The following is a 24455-nucleotide window of genomic DNA, read 5'->3' on the forward strand; positions in this document are numbered from 1 at the left end:
TTACAAAAATGTTACGCACAACGTCTGGTATCATATCATAATCTGGCTGTTCTGTCAAATATTACTCGAAGAACAGAAAAATCAAATAGGACAAAATTCCTAATATGTAAAAAACCTGCTACAGAATCCTGTAGCAGGTTTTATCTTGACATCTTTAAATTGTAGCAATATCGATCAATGTCAGTTTCTTAATATCTGTATTCTCCAGACTGGATACAAGCGCTTTTGCTGTATCAATCGCTGTCAGTACATTCACACCTGTCTCAATCGCATTTCTACGGATCACAAAACCATCTCTGGAATGTTCTGCTCCCTGATGCGGTGTATCGATAACAAGGTCGATCTTATGTCCCAAGATAAGATCCATCAGGTTCGGAGATTCCTGCTCGATCTTATTTACTGCATTTGCTTTCACTCCTGCTTCTTTCAGGATATCCGCAGTTCCTCTCGTTGCAAAGATCTTATATCCAAGTTTCTCGAATCTGCGTCCGATATCGATTGCTTCTTCCTTATCTTCATCACGAACAGTCATGATCATATTCTTATGCTTCGGCAGACGGATTCCGGCTCCGATAAATGCCTTATACAATGCTTCGTCAAATGTCTTCGCAATTCCCAGACACTCTCCGGTAGATTTCATCTCAGGTCCTAAGCTGATATCTGCACCACGTATTTTCTCGAAGGAGAATACCGGCATCTTAACAGCAAAATAATCTGCTTCCGGCTGTAATCCTGGTGTGTATCCGAGATCTTTGATCTTTGCTCCGATGATGACTTTTGTTGCAAGCGGAACGATTGGGATACCGGTTACTTTACTGATATATGGAACCGTACGGCTGGAACGAGGGTTTACCTCGATGACGTACACTTCTTCACCACATACAATAAACTGGATATTGATCAGTCCGATAACGTGCAGTGATTTTGCAAGTCTTCTTGTATATTCTGCGATCGTCTGCTTCGTCTTCTCGGAAATGCTCTGTGCCGGATATACGGAAATACTGTCTCCGGAATGGATTCCTGCACGCTCGATATGTTCCATGATACCTGGAATCAGGATATCTTCGCCATCGCATACTGCATCGACCTCAATCTCTTTACCCTGCAGATATTTATCTACAAGAATCGGATGATCCTGTGCAATCCGGTTGATGATGCCGATAAATTCATCAATATCATGGTCGTTAATCGCAATCTGCATTCCCTGTCCGCCGAGTACATAAGAAGGTCTCACAAGTACCGGATACCCCAGTCTGTTTGCAACTTCTTTTGCTTCTTCTGCTGTAAATACAGTACCACCTGTTGGTCTTGGAATCTTACACTCTTCCAGAATCTCATCAAACAGCTCACGGTCTTCCGCTGCATCTACATTCTCGGCAGAAGTTCCAAGGATTGGAACGCCCATTTTCATAAGAGACTCTGTCAGCTTGATCGCTGTCTGTCCACCAAACTGTACGACTGCTCCGTCCGGTTTTTCAAGATCAACAATACTCTCTACATCTTCCGGTGTCAGCGGTTCAAAATACAATTTATCTGCAATGTCAAAGTCTGTACTTACTGTCTCCGGGTTATTATTTACAATGATTGTCTCATAGTCTTCTTTTGCAAATGCCCATGTACAATGCACAGAACAGAAATCAAACTCAATTCCTTGTCCGATACGGATCGGACCTGATCCAAGAACAAGTACTTTCTTCTTGTCATTCGTCTCTTCAACTTCGTTCTCGCTGCCAAATACAGAATAATAGTACGGTGTCTCTGCTGCAAACTCAGCCGCACACGTATCAACCATCTTATATGCTGCCGTAATTCCATATTCATGGCGCATATCGTGAATCTGGCGCTCTGTATTGCCTGTTAATTTTGCAATAACAGAATCTGGAAATTCCATACGTTTTGCTTCTTTTAATGTCTCTGCATTCAATGTTTCATTCTGCAGCTTCTGTTCCATCTCAACAAGAATTGCAATCTTGTCAATGAACCATTTGTCAATCTTTGTGATTGCATGAATCTCATCATAACTGATTCCCTGGCGGATCGCTTCTGCAATCTTCCAGATTCTTCTGTCATCTACAACTTTTAACTCTTCTAACAGCTCCTCACCTTTCAGATGTGAAAAATCGTAAGACATCAGGCTGTCTACATGCTGCTCCAGAGAACGGATTGCTTTCATAAGTGCACCTTCAAAGTTATCACAGATACTCATAACTTCTCCGGTTGCTTTCATCTGTGTTGTCAGTGTACGTTTTGCACTGATAAATTTATCAAATGGAAGTCTCGGGATCTTTACAACGCAATAGTCAAGCATTGGCTCGAAACTTGCATAGGTCTTCTTCGTAACTGCATTCTTAATCTCATCCAGTGTATATCCAAGTGCGATCTTTGCAGCAACTTTCGCAATTGGATATCCGGTTGCTTTGGAAGCCAGTGCAGAAGAACGGCTTACACGCGGATTTACCTCGATAACACAGTACTCAAATGTGTCAGGATTCAACGCATACTGTACGTTACATCCTCCGGTAATATTCAGCTCGCTGATAATGTTCAGCGCAGAAGTTCGCAGCATCTGGTACTCCTTATCACCCAGTGTCTGGGAAGGTGCAACTACAATACTGTCACCGGTATGCACACCAACCGGATCTATATTTTCCATATTACATACAGTAATGCAGTTTCCATTGCCGTCACGCATCACTTCATACTCAATCTCTTTCCATCCGGCAATACAACGCTCTACCAGTACCTGTCCGACACGGGAAAGTCTGAGACCATTTTCCAGAATCTCAACTAACTGTGTTCGGTCGTGGGCGATACCACCGCCGCTTCCACCAAGTGTGTAAGCCGGACGAAGTACAACCGGGTATCCGATCTTCTCCGCAAATGCAATACCATCTTCCACATTCTCAACAACGAGGGAAGCTGCACATGGCTCACCGATCTTCTCCATCGTCTCTTTAAATTCCAGACGGTCCTCTGCTTTCTTGATTGTCTGGGAAGTAGTACCGATCAGGCGTACGTTATGCTCTCTTAAGAAGCCATTCTCTTCCATCTCCATGGCAAGGTTCAGTGCTGCCTGTCCACCAAGCGTAGGAAGTACACTGTCCGGTTTTTCCTTTAAAATGAGCTGTTCTACAACTTCAACGGTAAGTGGTTCAATATATACACGGTCAGCAATATCTTTATCTGTCATAATCGTTGCCGGGTTAGAGTTCAGAAGAACAACTTCAAGCCCTTCTTCTTTCAGTGAACGGCATGCCTGTGTACCGGCATAATCGAACTCTGCCGCCTGTCCGATTACAATCGGACCGGAACCGATTACTAATACTTTTTTGATATCTTTAATTCTTGGCATTACTGTACCTCCTTCATCATATCCATGAATCTGTCAAATAAATATCCTGAGTCCTGTGGTCCCGGGCAAGCTTCCGGATGAAACTGTACGGTAAAGATATTCTTTCCGACATAAGACAGACCTTCATTGGTTCCGTCATTGACATTTACAAATGCTTCTGTTGCGATTGATGAATCCAATGTAGAAGCATCTACTGCATATCCATGGTTCTGAGAAGAAATGTACACACGGTTATTACTTAAATCTTTTACCGGGTGATTCCCACCTCTGTGTCCATATTTTAACTTATATGTCTTTCCACCATTTGCGAGTGCCATAAGCTGATGTCCCAGACAGATTGCAAAGATCGGAATATCACTGTCATATAACTTCTTCACTTCTTTAATAATAGAAACACAGGTCTCCGGATCTCCAGGTCCATTTGAGAGCATGATACCATCCGGTTTAGAATCAATGATTTCTTGTGCAGATGTATGTGCCGGATAAATGGTCACTTCACATCCACGCTTATTTAAAGAACGGGCAATGTTATTCTTGGCACCAAAATCCATCAATGCAACTTTTGGTCCATCACCTTCCAAGATATAAGATTTATCACAGGTTACTTCTGATACAACGTCTCCGACTACATATTCTTTTAACTTCGGAAGGATCTCATCCAGATCGTAATTCTCATTCGTTGTGATCATACCGTTCATCGTACCTTTCTCACGAAGAATCTTCGTCAGCGCACGCGTGTCAATTCCTGCAATTCCCGGAATATCCTGCTTTTCAAGAAAATCCTGAATTGTTCCTTCACATCTGAAATTGCTCGGTACTCTGGAAAGTTCTCTGACGATATAACCTTTTGGCCAGGCTTTCTTCGATTCCATATCCGGTGTAATTCCATAGTTGCCGATCAATGGGTATGTCATAACGACTGCCTGTCCCGCATAAGAAGGGTCAGTTAATACTTCCAAATATCCTGTCATTGAAGTATTAAACACAATCTCGCTGATCATATCTTTTTTAGAACCTATGCTGGTTCCGGTAAAGACGGTTCCGTCTTCTAATATAAGAAATGCTTTCATATATCCACCTATTCCCTTCCTGATTATCCTATTGTATCCGTGGGTTTCCAAGGTATCTTTTTCCGCCAGAGTTTTAAGCAAACGCATTCCCCGGCTTGTCGCCTCCATAAAAAAAGCAGTCTGCGTATGCACAACTGCTCTGTTATGACACTTGTTCAGACGCCTTCGTCTCCACAAATTGTAAAAATTATACTACATATTTTTTTTAATTTCAACCTCATTCCCGTAAAAATATTCATATTCTTTTTCTTATCCGCATACATTATACATGACAAAGTATTTTGAGGTATGATCCCATGCCAGAAAACGACCGTATAAATACGTCTTTGCCGGACAATTCTGCAAAAGGCAGTCTGAAAGTCAGTCTTACTTCCTCTCTCACTGCTGCCCCGGTTGCAAATGCTAAAGTATCCATCTCTTACACCGGTATACCAGACAGTACTCTGGAAGAACTGATGACTGATTCTTCCGGTCAAACAGAATCTCTTACATTAGATGCACCGCCCCTGGAATACAGTCTTGATCCCGCCTTTGACGAACAGCCTTACTCTGAATACACACTCCGCATAGAAGCCGAAGGATATGCGCCAATCAGTGTTGCCGGTGCAGAAGTTCTTGCATCGACGCTCTCTCTGCAAAATCTTGCGCTTGCACCCCTTGGCGCTGAAAACAATGATTCCGTCTATGTTATTCCTGCTCATACTCTATATGGAGAGTATCCGGCAAAAATTCCGGAAGAAGAAATAAAGCCTGTTCAGGAATCCGGGGAAATTGTTTTAAGCCGGGTTGTTGTTCCTGAATATATTGTTGTCCATGATGGAAGTCCGAGAGATTCCACCGCTAAAAACTACTATGTAAAATATAAAGATTACATCAAAAATGTTGCTTCCAGTGAAATCTATGCGACCTGGCCTGCCGCCACGATCCGTGCAAATGTGCTTGCCATCATGTCTTTTACCCTGAACCGTGTCTACACAGAGTGGTACCGCAATCAGGGCTATGACTTTACGATTACTTCCTCTACGGCTTTCGATCACAAATGGATTCCGAACCGGAATATTTTCGATTCCATCTCTGTCGTAGTCGATGAGCTGTTTGCCGACTACCTCTCCAGACCAAATGTCAAACAGCCGATCCTCACGCAATACTGTGATGGGCGTCAGGTACAGTGCCCGAATTGGATGACACAGTGGGGATCTAAATCACTTGGAGATCAGGGTTACACACCAATCGAAATTCTCCGTTATTATTATGGAGATGACATGTATATCAATACTGCTGAAGCAATTTCCGGTGTTCCGGCATCATGGCCGGGATACGATCTTAGTGTTGGTTCTTCCGGTGACAAAGTACGTCAGATGCAGGAACAACTCAATGTGATTGCCGGTGCCTATCCTGCGCTTCCGAAAGTAGATGCCGATGGAATTTACGGCACAGCTACGGAGAACTCAGTTCGGAAATTCCAGTCCATTTTTAGTTTACCCCAAACCGGAGTTGTAGATTATAAAACATGGTATAAAATTTCTGAAATCTATGTCGGAGTCTCCAGAATTGCTGAATTAACATAATTATATTTTCAAAAAGCTGTCCGGGAGCAATATCATTTTCACTTCATGATATTGTTCCGGACAGCTTTCTTTCATCATCCGGGATAATAAGCACTACCTTCCGTCTGTGACGTTCTGCTAATACCATATAATCCTAGAAAAATATTCTCTTTACATCATTAAACAATACAAACACCATCAAAAGCATCAAAAGCACGAATCCCAGTCCATGCACATAGCCTTCTTTCTCCGGCGGAATCCTCTTTCTCCGGATTGCTTCTACAAAGAGAAACACCAATCTTCCTCCGTCCAGTGCCGGAAGAGGCAGCAAATTCATAACTCCCAGGTTTGCCGATAATAAAATTCCGATATAGAGAAACTGTTCAATTACAACAATTGCTCCATAGCTCTTCGTCTGCTGGTATGCATCTGCTACAACATTTACAACTCCGACCGGTCCGGATAACTGATCCATTCCTATCTTTCTCATAACTAACATTTTCAGGCTGTCTACCGTCGAACAGATCCAATATTTCACTTCATAAACACCATACTGGAGACTCTTTACAAAAGAAGCTTTTGTATTACCGGCTCCTGTGATTCCATAACGATAATATCCCAGCTTCTTATCCATCTTTGGAGTCAGCTTTACAGTATAGGTTTTCCCATTTCGCTCATAGGTAACTTTGGCAGCCTCTCCCTGATGAAACTGATTGTAAGAAGTAACTTCACGAAAAATGTGAATCTTTTTATCTCCGATTTCTACAATCTTATCTCCTGCCCGAATGCCTGCCGCGGCAGCTGGATACCCTTGTTCCACAGAAGCCGCTACCGGAGCGTCATATCCTACCATCATAATCAATACTATTGATGCGATAAATGCAAGAATAAAATTAAAAACCGGTCCTGCTGCAATAACAGAAATTCTCGCCCACACAGATTTATTATTAAAGTTTCCCGGTGCATCTGACGCTTCGTCATCTTCTCCCATCATGCACAAGCCACCAATTGGAAAAAGTTTCAGACAATATCTTGTTCCCTTATACTCTTTTGAAACAAGATTCGGTCCCATTCCGATTGCAAACTCTTCCACATCAATTCCATTCTTTTTTGCCAGTGTGAAATGCCCCAGTTCATGGAAAAATACAATAAAACTGAAGATCAGTATTGCAAATATAATACCTACTATATTACTCAATCTAATTATTACCTCCTGCTTTCGATTCGTTCATACGTCTCTGCTTCGGTCTGGAGAATCTGTTCCAGTGACGGATTCGCTATATTCTTATGTGCATTCATACAGTCTTCGATGATTTCCATAATTTCCAGATATTTGACTTCACGTTTCAGGAACTTGCTTACCGCCAGCTCATTTGCCGCATTGAGCACGGTCGGAAGACTTCCGCCTTCTCTTCCTGCCTTATATGCGAGTTTCAGACCATAAAACGTCTCCATATCCGGCTTTTCAAAATCCAGTTTTCCCATTTCCCAGAAATCCAGTCTGTCACCCGGCAGATATCTACGCTCTGGATAATAAAGCGCATACTGAATCGGCAGTTTCATATCCGGTGTTCCAAGCTGCGCCATTACGGCTCCGTCTTCATATTCAACCATGGAATGAATGACACTCTGTGGCTGTACAACAACCTGGATCTGATCCACATTTACATCAAACAGCCATTTCGCCTCAATCACTTCCAGTCCTTTATTTACCATTGTAGAAGAATCGATGGTAATTTTCTGTCCCATCGACCAATTTGGATGTTTCAATGCATCTTCCACACGGATATTCAGAAGATCTTCTTCTTTTTTTCCGCGGAATGGACCGCCGGATGCCGTCAGAAGGATCTTGTGGATTGGATTGCCTTTATTTCCCTGAAGAGACTGGAAAATAGCACTGTGTTCACTGTCTACCGGTAAAATACGGACATTATATTCCTTTGCCATCGGCATGATCAGATGTCCGGCTGTTACCATCGTCTCTTTGTTGGCAAGCGCAATGTCTTTTCCTGCCTGTATCGCTGCGATCGTCGGACGCAGTCCGATCATTCCTACAATTGCCGTCACAAGAATCTCTGCCTTTTCAAGCGTTGCGATCTCAATAAGGCCCTCCATTCCTGTTACAACTCTTGTATCTGTATCTGCAATTTTTACTTTTAACTCTTCTGCTTTGCCTTCGCTCCATACAGCAACACACACCGGATGGAACTCCCGGATCTGTTGTTCCAGCAGTTCGATATTCTTACCGGCTGCAAGTCCAAGCACTTCAATATCTTTATTTTCTCTGACTACTTCGAGTGTCTGTGTTCCAATCGATCCGGTGGAACCAAGAATTGCTATTTTCTTCATAAAATCCCTCTCTTTAATCCTATAACCACTGTTTTATTTTACAGATTGCCGGCGAGAAATGTTGTCAGGAAATAAATGACCGGTGCTGTAAAAAGAACACTGTCAAAACGATCCAGAATGCCGCCATGTCCCGGAATCAGCGTACCATAATCTTTAATATCATGATTTCTCTTAATGGCAGAAGCTGCCAGATCTCCAATCTGGGAAATCGCTCCTCCGGCTCCGCAGATGATTGCATAATGCAACACATTTGCCTGTGCTCCGGCAAAATGATTCATTGCAACTGCAAATATCGCGCCAAGCAACGCTGCACCTACAATTCCTCCGATTCCACCTTCTACCGACTTCTTCGGGCTTAACTTCGGCGCCATCTTATGTTTACCGATCAGCATACCGACGCAATACGCACAGGTGTCACATCCCCAGGAACTCAGGAAAATGAGCCATACTACAATGCCACCATCCTCTAACATTCTTGTCTGATATACATAAGACATCATCATTGCCACATAAAATACTCCAAAAAATACTGTTGCAACCTGATCTGCTACAAATGCAGGATACGAAAATACATAAACTGCCATCAATACGATCATAAATCCCATGATCAGTAGCGGCAACCGATTTAACTGATTCGTATACAGAAGTGCATAATAAGCTACTGCTGCCAGATAACCGGCAAATGCAATTGGTTTCTTTTGTACATCCACTACCTTATACAATTCTGTCATACCGATCAGACTGATTACGCCAAGTACGCCAAAGAGAATTTCTCCTCCGCATCCAACTGTAGCGATCAGGATGATCACCAGAACAATTCCACTTAAAAGTCTTGTTTTAAACATCTTTTTTCTGTTCCTCCTTCACGCCTCCGTAGCGGCGGTCTCTTCTATTATATTGCTCAATCGCCTTTTCCAGTTCTGCTTTTGAAAAATCCGGCCACGGAACATCTGTAAAATAAAATTCCGTATATGCAAGCTGCCAGAGCAGATAATTGGATAATCTGAGTTCCCCACTTGTGCGGATCAGAAGATCCGGATCGGGGATTCCATGTGTATCCAGATAGCCTGAAATAACTTCTTCTGAAATCTCTCCCGGCTTTAATTTACCTTCTGCACAGTCCGCGGAAATTCTGCGGACTGCACGCATAATCTCATCTCTGCTTCCGTAATTCAATGCAATCTGGAAATTCAGTCCACCATTATCCTTTGTAGCTTCTTCCAGTTCCTCTATACGATTTCGGATGTCATCATCCAGTCTGGTCTTATCACCGATTACACGGACTTTCATATCATTTTTCGCTGCTGTTTTCAGGCAGGTCTTCATATAACTGCGCAACAGCTTCATCAACGCGTTCACTTCATCTGCCGGACGGTTCCAGTTCTCTGTCGAAAACGCATATACAGTCAGATATTTGATCCCCATTTTCCATGCTTCTTCACAGATTTTCTCAACATTCTTGCTTCCCTGTACATGCCCATAATTACGTGGCATTCCTTTTGCTTTCGCCCAACGTCCGTTTCCATCCAAAATAATCGCAATATGCTGCGGTACATTCATCTGGTTTCTCCTCCCACGAATGGGGGACAGTTACCAAAATCTCTTTGGCTTCTGTCCCCTCATTTATTAAACCGTCATTACTTCTTTTGATTTTGCTTCAACTGCTTTGTCAACTTCTTTGACATATTTGTCTGTCAGTTTCTGAAGATCATCTTCCATATCCTTAATCTCATCTTCAGATACATCAGAACCTTTCAGTTTCTTGAATGCATCATTTCCGTCACGACGAATATTACGGATTGCAACCTTTGCTGCCTCTCCTTTTTTTTTAACATCCTTTACCAGTTCTTTTCTTCGTTCCTCGGTCAGTTCCGGGAATACCAGACGGATACATGTTCCATCGTTTGTCGGATTGATTCCAAGATCAGAAGTCATGATCGCTTTTTCGATTACTTTTACCATCGACTTCTCCCATGGCTGGATCTGGATCATACGCGGCTCCGGTACAGATACGTTTGCAACCTGCTGGATTGGTGTCGGTGTTCCATAATAATCTACCATGATTTTATTCAAAACATTTGGATTGGCACGTCCTGCACGGATTGCTCCGAGCTCTCCATCCAGATTACCCATTGTCTTGGTCATCTTCTCTTCATATGCTTTTAATTTCTCGTTCATAAATATTTCCTCCTATTATTATACAGTTACTTTTGTACCTGTAAATGTTCCTGTCATCGTCTCAACGATACTGTTCTCCTCATTCAGTCCGAATACTAGCATCGGCATCTTATTTTCCAGGCACATGATAGATGCTGTCAGGTCAACTGCCATCAGCTTCTTATCGATGATCTCCTGAATCGAAATCTCATCATACTTCTTCGCATCCGGATTCACCTTCGGATCGCTGTCATAAATTCCATCAATTGCTTTTGCCAGAAGCATTGCATCTGCCTCGATCTCGATCGCACGGAGAACAGCTCCTGTATCTGTTGAGAAATACGGATGCCCTGTACCGCCTGCAAAGAATACAACCTTTCCTTCATTGAGTGCTTCTACTGCTGCATCTTTGGAAAATAGTGATGTAAACGCACCACATACAAATGGTGTGAAAATCTCTGTCTCCATTCCGACATAACGGAAAATATCAGATACATAAATACAGTTCATAACCGTTGCAAGCATACCGATCTGGTCAGCTTTCACACGGTCAATCGTCTCACTGGTTCTTCCTCTCCAGAAATTACCGCCTCCGGTTACGATTGCAACCTGGATGCCATCGTCTACCAGTTTCTTAACCTGCTTTGCAACGCCTACACATGTAGCTTCATCAAATCCGGTTTTTTTATCTCCTGCGAGTGCTTCCCCGCTGAGTTTTAATAATACTCTTTTCATCGGTTTTCAAACTCCTTATCTTTTCTCTTTTTATGTTTTCACATACTTGTTGTAATTATAACATAGGAATTTCAAAAAAGGAATAACTATCGCATTTCTTCTGCTTTTTGTACAACAAAAAGCTTATTTCCTTCTTTTGCTATATAATCCAGATTCCATCCGGTGCTTGCCTTTTCACCTGCTGCTCTGTACAACAACGCTGCATCGTAGCTGTATGCAATCTGATGCAACTTATAAAAAAGACGATTTGGTGCAGTCGCTGCATCCTGCATAAATCCGAACGCTGCATCATAGTCCTTATTTGCCATTGCCCTCCGGAAATTATTGCATGCACACAAATGTGCAAAAAGAGCCTGTCCTTTTTTATTTTTAGAAAGTTTTCTGCGACATGCCTGTTCCAGCTCCGGAACTTGCTGTCCCATGTCTCTCTGAAAATAGATCATGGATAATAACAGATAATAATTCAGTGCGAATTCTCTTTTTAATTTTTCTGGATTAATCGCCATCAGCGTATCATATGCTGCATCTATATTTCCCTGATAGTACCTTGCGACTGCAAGATTACAATTCACACGATCTTTGAAAAATGGCTGCTTTATACGCATTGCACATGCCTCATATAAAAACGGATCACATTCCTCAAATAAAATCTTCTCTATTTCCAGTTTCCCAAATGCTTCCAACAGACATGCCAGAACAGCAATTGCGGCATATGCTGCAAAAACAGCCACATATATCAGGAAAGTTCCAAATATTCCAAATGACCAGGAACATATATCCAGATCCAGTTTGAAAATCACCATGTAAATCAGAAACAAAATATCTATTGCAATGGTTCCATACGAAGCCCACATCTTCTTATGATATTTGTGTAACCTTTTCTGAATCTCGTTTTCTAATTCTATGTCCATCTTAAGTCCTCCATTCTTGTCTTTCTTCTTACTATTATAGAAGATATACCGGAAAATGCACTTAATTTTTTCTGAATATTTTGTGAAATCTGCTTTTTATATTCTTTATTTCCAATGGAAGTGAAACATGAATGAAATTATTCCATAAAATAAAACAACACACAGGGAGCAGTTCGTCCTGATAAACGATACTGCTCCCTGTTCTTTTCCACACAAGCACGAAAAACTCTTCGTAGCCACTTAAAGTCGATTCATAAACCCAATTTTTTTCATGGAATATCCATATTTTTTTAACAAATCGTCATAATAGCTAAATGCATTTTTTACACTTTCGGATGTCTTTGGCCATGCCCACTCTCCCGGCACTCCTTTGTCAGGATCTTCTTCTTCTCTAATAATTTCATAATACGTTAAGTCCAGACCTTTTTTGTTTTCATCACAGTTTTTCTCAACCTTGCCCTGTATGCGGTAAATAATGTCACTGTAACCGTCTTCATATACATATTTTAATTGTCCGGCCTTATCTTTTGAAACATCCAGTTTTATATCCACTCTCGTTAATTCATCCGGTTCTTCCAGATCCTCCTTAAACACAAATTGCATCTGCCATTTTTTCGGATACGCACTTATTATAACTGTACGATAATTTTCTACGTCATACTGTTTTATTTTCATTGATATGCGTCTGACATCCGATGAACCTTTTGCTCCTTTTTGTCTCACAAGCATATATAAATTTCTTCCATAATATTGCTGTTTGGAAACAACTTCCACCTTACACTTTAACTTTTTGCCCTTTACTTTTGCATAAATTGTACATTTTCCCGGCTTAACTGCTTTTACTGTACCTTTTTTACTGACTTTTGCAATTTTTTTATTACTGCTCGACCATTTTACTTTTGCCTTTGTATGATTCACTTTCAACTTTTTGCTCTGCGCCACGTACAACATAACACTTTTTTTATTGAGCTTTGGTTTCGCTGCCGCCTCTACTCTACATCCCTGTACTCCGGAAAATATAAAAATTGCTACCATTGCAACCGCCAAAAAGTTTTTTCTTATACATCTCCATATTTTTTTATCCATACGCTTTCCTTTCCAGTTATCCCTAACTTAAAGAACACATTTTTTAAAACTTCCTTTGCTTCCGGAAGCAATGTCAGAAGCATTACAAGCACGCTCGCAAAATATCTTCGTTTTCTTTCATATTTATCTCCTCCTTTTCCTTGAATTTGTACATAAGATCTCTAATTCTAGTTTCAGTTTAACAGAAGAAAAAATGTATAACATCCCTCAAAAGAGTATGTTTTTATATTTTTTCCCTTTCTAAAATCCCCGTATCACAATTCCGCTTTCTCTTGCCATTACCGCAAGCTGTGTCCGCGTTGTAAAACCAGTTTTCTGTAGCAGTGTTTTTACATATTTTTTTACTGTATGTATTGAGATATGTAATCTTTTTGCAATTTCATCATCCGTATCTCCGCTGGTCAGTTCCCGCAGTACTTCCAGCTCTCTTGCCGTAAATTCTTCGCTTGTTGCAAGTCCGATCTGCAATACAGGCAGTTTATCCGGATAAACAGATTCTCCTCTCATCGTCCGATCCATGACATCCAGCAAATGTTCTGCCGAAGGATCTTTATACCAGAAACTTTCTACTCCACTTTTTCTTGCACGCTCCACGAAATCACACTCCGGCTGACTTGTCACAATAATAATTTTCTTCTTTGGATAAATCTTTTTAATTTTTGCTGCCGCTTCCAATCCGCTCGAGCGTAGCGCTGTACAGACATCCATTAAAATCAGATCCACTGTGCTCGTCATACAGTAAAATTCTGCTAGGGATGCACTCTCAATTGCCGCTGTAACTATATATCTGGCACTTTCCTGCAAAATAATCTCAAACAATTTTCTTGCCATTGGATCGTCTTCCACAATCAATACATGTATCATTCTCTCTTCCTTCCCCTGCTTTTGGCAGTCGTATTTTCAAGGAAAATACATTCTCAGCTGTAATTTTCATAGACCCGCCTGCCAGTTCTGTTTTCTGACGAAGCGTTGACAACCCTCCGCCTTCTGTAATTTTTTTCTGTGGAATCACTCCATCATTTGAACAAATAAAATATATTTCTCCCTTTTCGGTTCCTGTCTCAATCCACAAATTGTCCGCCTTTCCATGGCGAACAGCATTTGTCAAAGCTTCCGCCCCCGCTGCCAGAAACAATTCCTGAATACTTCTGTCATCTGGGATTTTTCCTGTTACTTTAAGTTTTATTCCTGCGGATGCTGCTGCATTTTTCAAATAATACAAGGCATCCTCTTGCTCTTCCTTTGTCTCTTGCTGCAAAAGCGAAATGATATGATGCCATTTTTTTAATAATTCATCCGTTTTATCTTTTACAGTTTTGCTTGAAAGAAAATATCTGGTTTCCATAAGTATTTGTCCGAACGTATCATGAATCCGGACTTTTGTATCAAGTCTTTGACGCGCACGTGTAAGTTCTTCTACCCTCTGTGCATACACTTCCAGTCTTTTGTTGATACTTTTCAGTTCTTCATTTTCTTCTTCCTGCCTCTTCAGTAATTGATATAGCATCGTTCTTTCTGAAGCTGTCACCTGTATCATTTTCTTTTTTCTCACATAGATTTCTTCCCGGTCAAATTGCCAGACTGTTTGATCCGCCATTTGAAAAATCATTGGACTCTTCCTGGACAGGCGCTTACATCCTAGCACCAAACTTCCTTCTTCTAAAAACTCCCAGAAATCTTCACCGTTTACAATTGCTTTTCCACGCAATTTATGTCCCAATTGATTCATTCTCTTATTTATAAGCTGAATCTGACCATTTGTATCATAAAAGCATAGTCCCATTGGTAACGTATCTGCAGCTTCACGTATTGTATTATTCGTTATTTCCGTTTTGCTTCTGCAAATTTGCCGGTAATAAACCTTTCCTGCCACTACACTTGCCATAGCAATATAGAGAAATATGTATATTTTCGGAATTCCAAGTACCACATTTTCTATCGCTGAAGTGGTGCTTTTATCTGCCAGCTTCTGTGCCCCTGCCGCAAATATGATTAACAATCCCAGATTCAATAAACTGCTGACTAAAAGACCTGTTCTGACTTCTCGTCTGCTCTTTTCTTTCAAAAATGCATTTGCCTGTAAAAAGAAACAAAGAAACAATAAACTACATATCATTGCGCTCATTTTTTCCTATCTCCTTTCCGGCATACAGTTGTACCTGACATTCCTGATTCTGTATTCTTTTCCTGATTTGTATATTCCCTGCCACTGCAATATCTCTTACACGAGACAGGCAGGTGGTATTTCCCGCTATATTCAATTTTAATACCGCCTGCCTATTTGCCGACTGTAAATGTAACAGCACTGCATCCACATCACCAAGGATCTGTTCCATCAGCTTTTCATATGTTTCATATAATGCGATCAAATCTTGTTTTTTCAAAACTCCTTCACATTTTCCGGATAAAGATACTGCTATTTTGCATACTTTCAGATTTTCCACCGACTCCCTCAAGCAATACTCCAATTCTTTTGCCGGCAAAAAATCAGATTCTTCACAAAGTAATATTAAATTACTCATCCGTTTCACATAGGCGGCAAGTACACATATTTTTTTCAGATTTTCCCATTTCTGTTGCTCATTTTTACTGTTTTCGAGCCAGTATTTAATCTGATCGATCTGATCTTTTGTATACTCTGTAATTTTATTACAAAACTGCATCTGCTCATCCAGTTTGCTTTGTTTTTTCTTTAAATCCACTTCCGCCTGCAAAAGACTGCGGCTGGATTCCAGTTGTTCCGCATTTGCTTCTAATTGTTTTAATACACATCTGATATCTGTCACATCTTCACACCATACAACCGCTCCTCCTCTGACCGGTGCAAGAAGCAATTGTTCTTCCCCAAGATCAATCGGTCCATTTTTTGCCTCTTCCAGTACATTTTCTGATATTTGTTTTGCATTTCCAGATGCAAAACAAACTTCCTTATTCTGATTCAGAATCTGTGCTCCGATTGTAGTTGCTTCAAACAGTTCTTCATATCCTGTATTTGACGGGATCAGACCGCTTTTTATACATCCTTCACAGATAGCAAGGATCACAAGAATCATCATCACCGTCAGATCTCCTGCATAAGTCCGAAGAAACGAAATTCCGGAAAGGTACAATCCTACATATAGAATCCCCACGCCCAACGGAATCATTGGCAACCAGATTCGTTTTTTTCTTCCGGGCACATGACTTTTTATAAACAACAATACAAAAAAGATCAAAACTTCCATACTGAGCCACGCAAGAATCATTTTGTATCCCCATCCGTAATAATAATTTCCATCACTGGAAGGCACCCCATTTTCAAAGCGAAACACACACTGATGGATATGATTCGTCAAAACAAGAAGACAGAGCACAACTGCCGGGAAAACAAGACTATACAAATACTTTGGTAACCTGTAATGCTCTGGCTGTCCAAGGCAGACTGCCAGATATAGTGCAAATAATGGTATAAATAACATCGGTATATAAAATCCATACCAGCACAGACTTTTCAGGAAATCCATATTTCCCAGGAAAAGATACTTTATTGTACGTATAAACAACCAGAAAATAAGAAGGTAACCGATCATCAACAAATATTTCCGAACTGCACTGTACAAGATCCTTTTTTTCACAGATGAAATCCAGTACAGAACCAGTTCCATGTAAATTGCAGAACGTAATACATCCAATCCCATAAAGACATCCCCTGGGAGTAAAATATTCCGTGGAAGCAGGCGAAAGACATATCCGCACAAAATTGCCAAAAAAAATATCACATATGAAAATTCTGCTCTTGTGCTTTTTTCCATCTGTCTCTCCTCCATACAATTTTTCTACATATTTTTATTATAACATGATTCCTGGATACCGTATATGAAAGAAACTTCTTTTCTGGAATGACATGTCAGGAACAATCATACAACAAGAGCTATGACACCTGCGGTTTTATCGCCTGCGTCAAAGCTCTTGTCATCCTTTTATAATATAGATATTTTTGCTATCGGGAAATCTTTTATCTCACACTTTTTCTCTTCCGAATTACACAGACGCCAGCAAGTCCTGCTGCCCCTGCCATAATTCCGATCATCAGTCCTGTCTGCGCCGGATCACCGGTCTTCGGCAGGATTGTAACTGTTTTTACCGGCTTCTGTGGCTGGTTTGGTTTCTGCGGATTAGTCGGTTTCTGTGGATTTTGTGGTTCCTGCGGCTTCGTGTACACATTTGTAAATAACACTTCGTCCGGCGTTGTCTCGACCTTCGCCTGATAAGCGCCCTGCTCATTATCCGTCACCGTTATTTTGTACGTGTATACAGAAGTGTCATAGGTAATACCTTTCGCCTGCTCATGCTTCTCATTTACTGTATAAATATACGTGCCCACACGGTTAAATGTTAATTTATCAAATGTCACTCTTCCGGACGCATCATTTTTCACCGTCTGCATAACCGCGCCATTTACGTCTTTTAATTCAAACGTAAATTCTCCTTCTGCGAGCAATCTGCCTTTCAGCACTTTCACAGCGCCCGGAACCACTTCTACCGGCACTGCCTGATACTGATTGGAAAACGTCGGAATATTCACAGCATCTCCAGCATATGCATACGATGTCTCTGCTTTCAGATATCCTTCGGCATCCGTAACCTCCACTGTCACCCCATAAACAGTCTCATCATACGTAACGCCACCGGAAGTTCCTTTTGTTTCTCTCATTGTATAGCGGTAAATTCCTGCTTTTTCATAAGTCATTGCAGGGAATATGACATTTCCGTCTGCCTGGTTCCTGGTTTTTGCAACAACTGTTCCATCTTCATTTAATAGCTCAAACAAAAATTCTCCACTCTTCATATCCCGTCCATGCAACGTTTTTTTAGCGTGAATGATATTCTTTCCTTCCAGTGTTACCGGATTCGGCGCGTACTGGTTGTGGAATTCTGGATACTTTCCTTTCTGTCCGTCCGTATAGACTTCTGCCTGTAATATGCCGTCCTGATCTGTAACGACAACTTTCACAGTTGCAACATGGGAATCGTACGTGTACCCTTCCTTATCCCCCTGAACTTCAGATACCTGATAAATGTACGTTCCCGGATGTGTATAGGTAAGCTCTCCAAAATGAAAACTTCCACCCTGGCTATTTGTAACGGTTTCGTCTACATTTTCTGCCACTGCTTTTCCTGTATCATTTTGCAACTCTTCCTGCACTTCTTCCGGAATATCTTCGCTGATTGATTTCAGCCTGAACTGAAACGTTCCTTCTTCCAGTGTCCTGCCTGTCAGTTCTTTCATTCCCTGTAAAGTAACAAGTACTTTGTCCGGGTTGTATTTGTTCGTAAATAAAATGCTGTCCGCTTTTTTCTGTCCTTTTTCATAAGTTACCGTTGCTTCCAATTTGCCTTTCAGATTGTCTTTTACCGTCACGATTACCGTTACCGGAACTCCGTCATAGCTGATTCCGTTTGCATTTTCCTGTTTTTCACGGATTGTATACACATATGTTCCACTTTCTGTGTACCGCATAGTATTTTCAAAACGGAACTGTCCGTCTGCATCATTTTTCACTGTGCGTGCAGCCTCTGACAATGCTTTCACCGGATCTGACTCTGGATTATTTTCAGCAGTTTCCAGTACAAATGTAAATTCTCCGCCTTTCATTGTAAACATATTATTTTCACTTGACTGTACCTGCTTTGTGCCGCGTATACCGGTTTTAAAATCAGCCGGAACAACCGGATCTGCTTTGTAGCGGTTCATAATCTTCAATGGATTTCCGTCCGGATAAATAACTTCTGCCTTTAATGCTCCTTTTCCATCATCCGTTACTTTTACTGTCACTTCGTATTTAACTTTATCATAACGGATACCCGGAATCGGATGCTCCGTGTCCTCCACTTCTTGAATCGTATATTTATAAATCCCTGCCTTCACATAAGACATCTGGAAATGGAATTTTCCGTCTACATCGTTTGTTACAACCGTTTCACCCGGAAGTGGCGCATCATTTTCTGCCTTGATCCGGAAATGGAACGTATCATCTGCTCTTAAATCTCTGCCCTCCAGCAATTTCTTTCCATGAACAGATGTTTGCACCGGTTTTACTTCGTACCGGTTCGTAAATGTCATCACACGGTCTCCTGTAATCGACACGCCGTTTCCTTCTGTCTGATATCCGGAAGGAAGTGCTTTTGCAGTCAGTGTTCCATCCAGATTATCAGTCACGACCACTGTCACTTTTACATTTCCGTCTGCATAAGTGACACCCGGAAGACTTCCTTTTCTTTCTTTTATAACCAGTTTATAAACTCCCGGCTCTTTAAATACGATATCACCAAAATGCGCTTCCACACCATTTTTTACAGTAATTGCTTTCGGAAGCTTTACATCTTTTGCTGCATCTGGATTGTCTTTATCCCATCCGATTGCAAATGTAAACGCATCATCCGACATCCAGTCCCGTCCGGTAAGTTCCTTTTTCACTTTCAGATTTGCTGCGCCCTGAAGTGTCACCGCATCGGTCTCATAGTCATTCTGAATCCTTGCAATCTGATCTGCAACTGCAAGATTTAATTCCGCGCCTTTATCATCCTTTTTCTGCCACATCGTTAATTCCGCATGCAGATTCCCCTTTCCGTCATCTGTCACTTTCACAACAACTTCATAGAATGCCTGCGAATATTTCACACCACCGGCACGATTATTTTCTGCCGGTATCTGTTCCCGGATTTGATACTTAAATGTACCCGGTCTTGTAAATGTAATTGTTCCGAACCCAATGTTCTGTGCATTTGTTACATTTTTTGTCATGCACCGGACACCGTCTTTTTCTGTCACCTGCGCTCCTTCCGGGAACGGCGCATTTTTCTGGTCACTGCTCAGCACAATATCAAAAGACAGTCCCTGAAATGCTTTCCAGTTCGGGAACTGCTTCTGTACGCAGAAAATTCCGTTTGCAAGTTCTGCCGGATCTGCCCTGTAAACATTATGAAATACTGCTTCCATCGTTTTTCCTGCATTAATTTTTCCATTTTCTCCTGATTTTTCATCCAGCGTATATCCTCCCGGCAGATTCACTTCCTCGATGCTGTATGCCGCATTTGCTTCCAATCCGTAAATGCAGAGAGATTCTCCGTCTTTTAAGACAATGTCTGCTTTTCCATTTGCAAATGTAAGTGATATCAGATCACCAACCTTCTGTTCATTCTGATATTTCTGCACCTGGAATGTCTGATTCATTGCAGATGGAATCTGGATTTTAAAATGGAATTCCGTTTCACCGGCTTTTTCCGGTCCTGTAAATCCTTCTGCCACTTCCGCACATTTGCTGATCAGAAGCGCTCCCGGACACACAACCTGTAACTTTCCGTTATTACCGAGTTCTTCTTTTATCTCAGAGGCATCTCCACTTGTCCTCTTTGAACTCCAGACATTTTTTGCGGTTTCTGTCACATTTTCCTGCTTTGTTTCAGTCTCATTCTTCGCCTGCCGGTAATACGGATTTTCAGATGCCGGTGTAAATATGCACGTTGTGTCTCCGTTATCTTCTCCTTTCGTATAAACATTGCTGTAAAATGATACAATTCCATCCTTCTGGTTTTCAGCCAGATAAGACTGCATATTCTCATCCGGAACTGCCATTTTCTCTTCCACACCATCTTTCAGGCTTACACCATAACAGATGGAGATTGGTGATGCTTCTTCCACTGTCACGTTCTCTTTTCCGTTCACTTCGTTCACCTTGAAATTCAAAAGTGGCAGCAGCGATGCCGGAATCTTCACTGTGACAAGATCTCCCGTTTTTAAATCATTTGATTTTTCTACCTGAATAATCAGGTCATCAAGACTGGCATTTTCATATAAAGCATTCGCCGAAACCGTGCCGGAGAAATGATAGACATCCTTATTTCCGCTGGTTGTCTTCTCTTTCAGATCAAATGTTTTTCCTGCACAGACAATATTTGCAAAGCGATCCACTTTCATATAATCCCCAAGCCGATCTGTAAATATAACATAACCGTCTTTACTGCCGTCTGCCTCTCCTAACTCTGTTGGTACACCACTTGTTGACTGACTGATATCCTGCGCGATTTCATCGAAAATCTTATTCAGTTCCGCCACATTGGATGCCGCCTTGTAATACTGGCTGTCTTTTGCTCTGCTGCCGAGGTTCTGATAACTCTGTGCATCCGGATAGTTACTGGAAACGCCGTGCATATATGCATTAAATGAATTTCGCGTATCTGACGGATCTGCCGAATCGAATACACCAATCGTGTAGATCCTTGTTCCATCCTTTTTCAGATCTTTCGCATAAGAAATCGCCTGATTTGCAACGTATCCGTCAAATCCGCTAAAATGATTCGGTTCTCCGTCCGTAAACAGGATGACGATCTTCTGCGATTTTTTCCGTTCTATCTGATCTATGATCTTTTTTGTATATTCCATTCCATAATCCGCTGCCGTACATCCGCTGGCATTCAGTGCATTTACATCCGCTTTCAATACAGATGCATCATCCGTCAGATTGCTGAGAATCTGCGTATGATTATACTTATAACCATTGGAAGTATATGTGGTATTTCCAATTTTATCGGATTTATTTCCTGCATATTTTACAATTGCAATCTTATGTTTTTTTGATGCATCCGTGATATTTTTATTGACTGCATCTGTTTTATCAATGAAATCATTTACCGCTGTTTTCAGCGCAGAAAGTTTAGAAGTGCTTCCATTCAGATTATCGCTCATAGATCCGGATACATCCAGTGTCAGCACGATATCTAACGGTTTATCCGAAACTGTTTTCCTGTTGGACATAGAAGAAAGTGCAGATAATGCAACGAGGAAATCAGATCCGTCATTTGATACCGTGATCTTCTTTCCTCCGTTTTCTATTTCCAGATTTTCTGTTGTAACTGTTTTGTCTGACCAGATCTTACCGGTATTTTCTATCAAATAGTTCCCGTCTCCATCCGTCAGTGCTTTTTTCCAATTGGCAATACTGGACGCATCTGCCATCGTACCCTTGCTTTGAGATGTCACTCCTGAAAGTGTACCCTCTGATGTCTGTTCTTCCGCCTGTACTGCCATACCAGAAGATAACATTCCCCAGACCAGTGCCATCATCAGCACGATCGTCAGAACTCTTCTGATCGTATTCTTACATCTGCTTCTTCCCAAAAACTGCCTTTTCATTTCTCCACTCCTTTCCAGCTTATTCTTTCTCTGGTGTGGATCATGAAATCTGCCAAAGCAGAGCTTCATTTATCATGGCAGTCTTTCAGGCTGCTTTTTGTAAAGTACTGTAATTATATACGATTCTTATTATTGTGTCTATATCTCATTCTATTTAATTATATTTTTATTTTAGTCAGATTATTCCATTTTTTGTCAATATTTACACTATCGTCAGCTCTTTTGTCGATTCCTAAGATTTGACGGTATTCCTTTTTATAAAAATAGCTGTCACCACCAAATAAACCGCTCCCAATATCAGAATGCTCGCTGCCATAACAGCAATCATCTCCTGCGTAGAAACAACTTCGCCTCCGAACATCGGACGGCAGTCTAGACTTTTTGCAATCTCTGTGACACTCTGTTTTGGAAATCCATCCTCTTTCATCTGTGCAAACACGCCTCTTAACATATGATTTTTCAGCAGAGATGTTCCATACGTACCCGGAAGGTAAGATAAAAATTTCTGTAATCCGTCTCCGAAATTGGACACCGGCATATACGCACCACAGATAAAACCATATCCTGCGCTGACAATTGTTCCGACTGCTGACATCTGCCCCTGTGTCTTTAACGGATAACAGATAATGCTAGATAACACTGCTCCAAACAATACCAGAAGAAGTACATCCAGAACCATCCACGCAAGATCTGTTGCTGATAAGTACCAACCCATTTTCCTTATATAAAAAAGACACAGAACCAATGCCAGTACATTTACCATTAGGGAATTGAACACAGTTGCGCAGAAATATCCCAGATAGAGAACCGGTCTTTTTACCGGTGACACATCAAAATCTTTTCTTGCGCCACTTGCTTTATCCTGCACCATCGTAAGATTCACGCAAAACGTAACTGTTACACAGCTGACAGCAAGAAGCGCCGCACCAAGCTGGGACGCCACCGCACCATCGATCAGTTTTTCAGATACATGCAGGATCTTCGGCAGGTAAGACGTAAATGAGTCTTTATATACTTTTGCAAGGAACGTAGCATAAAGCACAATCAATATAACTGGTGTAATGAGCGAAGAAAATAACATTCCTCTGTCCCGGAAAAATAATTTTCGGTTACGGTTTATCAATGCCTGTAATGTTTTCATACTTCATCCCCTCCCAGTCTCTTTCCGGTAACTTCCAGAAATACATCATCCATACCGCCTTTTATCACTTCATAATCCTGGAACAGTTCCGGATGTGCCACGATCAGCTCTGTCGCCTCTTTTGTAGACCGCACCATGATCTGATAACCGTCCCGGATTATTCTATACTGTTTTCCAAGAAGCTGCACCTGTTCTTCTGTTACTCCATAAAGTGCTACCACATCATCCGCATACTGATTTTTCAGATCATGCGGTGTTCCTTCCGAAACAATACTTCCACTGTCCAGAATCACTACATAATCCGCACTTGCAGCTTCTTCCATATAATGTGTTGTCAGGAACACGGTCATCTTTTCTTTTTTCCGCAGGTTTTCTATAACATTCCATAATGTCTTACGCGTCTGCGGATCCAGTCCGGTTGTCGGTTCATCAAGGATGAGTATTTCCGGGCGGTGCAAAAGTGCTCTCGCAATATCTATTCTTCGTCTCTGTCCGCCGGAAAGCTTACCAACTGCACGGTCTGTATAATCTGCAAATCCTAACAGTTTCTCTAACTCCTGCAATCTGTTTTCAAAAGCTTTACCTGTAATTCCATATAGTGCTGCCCGGCTTTTCAAATTCTCCCGGACAGTCAGCGGTTTATCTAACACACTGTCCTGAAATACCACTCCCAGCAGATACCTTGTGTCCTGCCCGGCATGCGTCTGGTCTGCCCCGTTAATTCTTACTTCTCCGGCATCCTTAGATAGCTGCCCGCACAAGATGGAAATCGTTGTACTTTTTCCTGCTCCGTTTACACCAAGAAATGCAAACAATTCTCCCCTTTTCACCCGGAAGCTTAAATCCCGGACTGCTTTAACTTTACCAAATGCTTTATGTAAATGGCTGACTTCGATTACATTCTCTTTCATAGTTTTCCTTTCTTCACAATGCTG

17 protein-coding genes are annotated in these 24455 nt (G+C 41.4%); 1 reads left to right on the forward strand and 16 read right to left on the reverse strand.

Features of this window, described 5'->3' with window-relative positions; all coding sequences use genetic code 11:
- Positions 1 to 154: 154 nt before the first annotated feature.
- Together carB and H8S07_RS00675 are read right to left on the reverse strand one after the other, a co-directional pair.
- Entirely contained in the window at positions 155 to 3352 is a 3198-nt protein-coding gene (carB, locus tag H8S07_RS00670) for a carbamoyl-phosphate synthase large subunit (protein WP_186855216.1), read from the reverse strand.
- Positions 3352 to 4422 carry a carbamoyl phosphate synthase small subunit gene (locus H8S07_RS00675; protein ID WP_021861075.1) on the reverse strand — a complete coding sequence of 357 codons (1071 nt, stop codon included), beginning with the start codon at positions 4420 to 4422 and terminating at the stop codon, positions 3352 to 3354. The genes carB and H8S07_RS00675 overlap by 1 nt, the downstream gene beginning before the upstream one ends.
- 296 nt (positions 4423 to 4718) lie before the next feature.
- On the opposite strand from H8S07_RS00675, the gene H8S07_RS00680 reads away from it, so the two are divergent.
- Positions 4719 to 5990: a peptidoglycan-binding protein gene (locus tag H8S07_RS00680; RefSeq protein ID WP_186855217.1), complete on the forward strand. Its 1272-nt coding sequence runs from the start codon at positions 4719 to 4721 to the stop codon at positions 5988 to 5990.
- Positions 5991 to 6123: 133 nt separating this feature from the next.
- Here the strand turns inward: H8S07_RS00680 and rseP are convergent, their stop codons facing one another.
- The 14 genes from rseP to H8S07_RS00750 all read right to left on the reverse strand — a co-directional run bounded on the left by rseP (position 6124) and on the right by H8S07_RS00750 (position 24431).
- Complete coding sequence (rseP, locus tag H8S07_RS00685; protein WP_186855283.1) at positions 6124 to 7158, reverse strand: RIP metalloprotease RseP; 1035 nt, start codon at positions 7156 to 7158, stop codon at positions 6124 to 6126.
- 17 nt (positions 7159 to 7175) lie between these two features.
- Positions 7176 to 8318: a 1-deoxy-D-xylulose-5-phosphate reductoisomerase gene (gene dxr, locus H8S07_RS00690; protein ID WP_021861078.1), complete on the reverse strand. Its 1143-nt coding sequence runs from the start codon at positions 8316 to 8318 to the stop codon at positions 7176 to 7178.
- Between the two features lie 38 nt (positions 8319 to 8356).
- The gene (locus H8S07_RS00695) at positions 8357 to 9163 is read right to left on the reverse strand and encodes a phosphatidate cytidylyltransferase (RefSeq protein WP_186855218.1); all 807 of its coding nucleotides are present in this window, start codon (positions 9161 to 9163) and stop codon (positions 8357 to 8359) included.
- Complete coding sequence (locus tag H8S07_RS00700) at positions 9156 to 9878, reverse strand: isoprenyl transferase (RefSeq protein WP_117537134.1); 723 nt, start codon at positions 9876 to 9878, stop codon at positions 9156 to 9158. The genes H8S07_RS00695 and H8S07_RS00700 overlap by 8 nt, the downstream gene beginning before the upstream one ends.
- A gap of 66 nt (positions 9879 to 9944) precedes the next feature.
- Positions 9945 to 10496, reverse strand: coding sequence for a ribosome recycling factor (gene frr / locus H8S07_RS00705; RefSeq protein WP_021861080.1), 552 nt, complete (start codon positions 10494 to 10496; stop codon positions 9945 to 9947).
- Between the two features lie 18 nt (positions 10497 to 10514).
- Entirely contained in the window at positions 10515 to 11210 is a 696-nt protein-coding gene (gene pyrH, locus H8S07_RS00710; protein ID WP_021861081.1) for a UMP kinase, read from the reverse strand.
- 86 nt (positions 11211 to 11296) lie between these two features.
- Positions 11297 to 12121 carry a hypothetical protein gene (locus H8S07_RS00715; RefSeq protein ID WP_186855219.1) on the reverse strand — a complete coding sequence of 275 codons (825 nt, stop codon included), beginning with the start codon at positions 12119 to 12121 and terminating at the stop codon, positions 11297 to 11299.
- 240 nt (positions 12122 to 12361) lie between these two features.
- Positions 12362 to 13207, reverse strand: coding sequence for an Ig-like domain-containing protein (locus tag H8S07_RS00720; protein WP_186855220.1), 846 nt, complete (start codon positions 13205 to 13207; stop codon positions 12362 to 12364).
- Positions 13208 to 13447: 240 nt separating this feature from the next.
- Complete coding sequence (locus H8S07_RS00725) at positions 13448 to 14071, reverse strand: response regulator transcription factor (protein ID WP_186855221.1); 624 nt, start codon at positions 14069 to 14071, stop codon at positions 13448 to 13450.
- Positions 14019 to 15332, reverse strand: a complete 1314-nt coding sequence (locus H8S07_RS00730) for a sensor histidine kinase (RefSeq protein ID WP_186855222.1) — start codon at positions 15330 to 15332, stop codon at positions 14019 to 14021. Before H8S07_RS00730 ends, H8S07_RS00725 begins: the two co-directional genes overlap by 53 nt.
- Entirely contained in the window at positions 15313 to 16884 is a 1572-nt protein-coding gene (locus H8S07_RS00735; RefSeq protein ID WP_147364884.1) for a hypothetical protein, read from the reverse strand. The genes H8S07_RS00730 and H8S07_RS00735 overlap by 20 nt, the downstream gene beginning before the upstream one ends.
- Positions 16885 to 17201: 317 nt before the next feature.
- Positions 17202 to 22379, reverse strand: coding sequence for a Spy0128 family protein (locus tag H8S07_RS00740; protein ID WP_186855223.1), 5178 nt, complete (start codon positions 22377 to 22379; stop codon positions 17202 to 17204).
- A 232-nt stretch (positions 22380 to 22611) separates the two neighbouring features.
- Complete coding sequence (locus tag H8S07_RS00745) at positions 22612 to 23520, reverse strand: ABC transporter permease (protein ID WP_117537130.1); 909 nt, start codon at positions 23518 to 23520, stop codon at positions 22612 to 22614.
- Positions 23517 to 24431, reverse strand: coding sequence for an ABC transporter ATP-binding protein (locus H8S07_RS00750; RefSeq protein ID WP_117537129.1), 915 nt, complete (start codon positions 24429 to 24431; stop codon positions 23517 to 23519). Before H8S07_RS00750 ends, H8S07_RS00745 begins: the two co-directional genes overlap by 4 nt.
- Positions 24432 to 24455 lie beyond the last annotated feature (24 nt).

It is taken from the genome of Dorea hominis (genome assembly GCF_014287705.1).
GTDB classification, from domain to species: domain Bacteria; phylum Bacillota; class Clostridia; order Lachnospirales; family Lachnospiraceae; genus Dorea_D; species Dorea_D hominis.

Bases quoted from the DNA above. Each gene is read 5' to 3' on its own strand.
- carB (WP_186855216.1), bottom strand. From the start codon at position 3,352: ATGCCAAGAATTAAAGATATCAAAAAAGTATTAGTAATCGGTTCCGGT.
- H8S07_RS00675 (WP_021861075.1), bottom strand. From the start codon at position 4,422: ATGAAAGCATTTCTTATATTAGAAGACGGAACCGTCTTTACCGGAACC.
- H8S07_RS00680 (WP_186855217.1), top strand. From the start codon at position 4,719: ATGCCAGAAAACGACCGTATAAATACGTCTTTGCCGGACAATTCTGCA.
- dxr (WP_021861078.1), bottom strand. From the start codon at position 8,318: ATGAAGAAAATAGCAATTCTTGGTTCCACCGGATCGATTGGAACACAG.
- H8S07_RS00695 (WP_186855218.1), bottom strand. From the start codon at position 9,163: ATGTTTAAAACAAGACTTTTAAGTGGAATTGTTCTGGTGATCATCCTG.
- H8S07_RS00700 (WP_117537134.1), bottom strand. From the start codon at position 9,878: ATGAATGTACCGCAGCATATTGCGATTATTTTGGATGGAAACGGACGT.
- frr (WP_021861080.1), bottom strand. From the start codon at position 10,496: ATGAACGAGAAATTAAAAGCATATGAAGAGAAGATGACCAAGACAATG.
- pyrH (WP_021861081.1), bottom strand. From the start codon at position 11,210: ATGAAAAGAGTATTATTAAAACTCAGCGGGGAAGCACTCGCAGGAGAT.
- H8S07_RS00715 (WP_186855219.1), bottom strand. From the start codon at position 12,121: ATGGACATAGAATTAGAAAACGAGATTCAGAAAAGGTTACACAAATAT.
- H8S07_RS00720 (WP_186855220.1), bottom strand. From the start codon at position 13,207: ATGGATAAAAAAATATGGAGATGTATAAGAAAAAACTTTTTGGCGGTT.
- H8S07_RS00725 (WP_186855221.1), bottom strand. From the start codon at position 14,071: ATGATACATGTATTGATTGTGGAAGACGATCCAATGGCAAGAAAATTG.
- H8S07_RS00730 (WP_186855222.1), bottom strand. From the start codon at position 15,332: ATGAGCGCAATGATATGTAGTTTATTGTTTCTTTGTTTCTTTTTACAG.
- H8S07_RS00735 (WP_147364884.1), bottom strand. From the start codon at position 16,884: ATGGGATTGGATGTATTACGTTCTGCAATTTACATGGAACTGGTTCTG.
- H8S07_RS00740 (WP_186855223.1), bottom strand. From the start codon at position 22,379: ATGAAAAGGCAGTTTTTGGGAAGAAGCAGATGTAAGAATACGATCAGA.
- H8S07_RS00745 (WP_117537130.1), bottom strand. From the start codon at position 23,520: ATGAAAACATTACAGGCATTGATAAACCGTAACCGAAAATTATTTTTC.
- H8S07_RS00750 (WP_117537129.1), bottom strand. From the start codon at position 24,431: ATGAAAGAGAATGTAATCGAAGTCAGCCATTTACATAAAGCATTTGGT.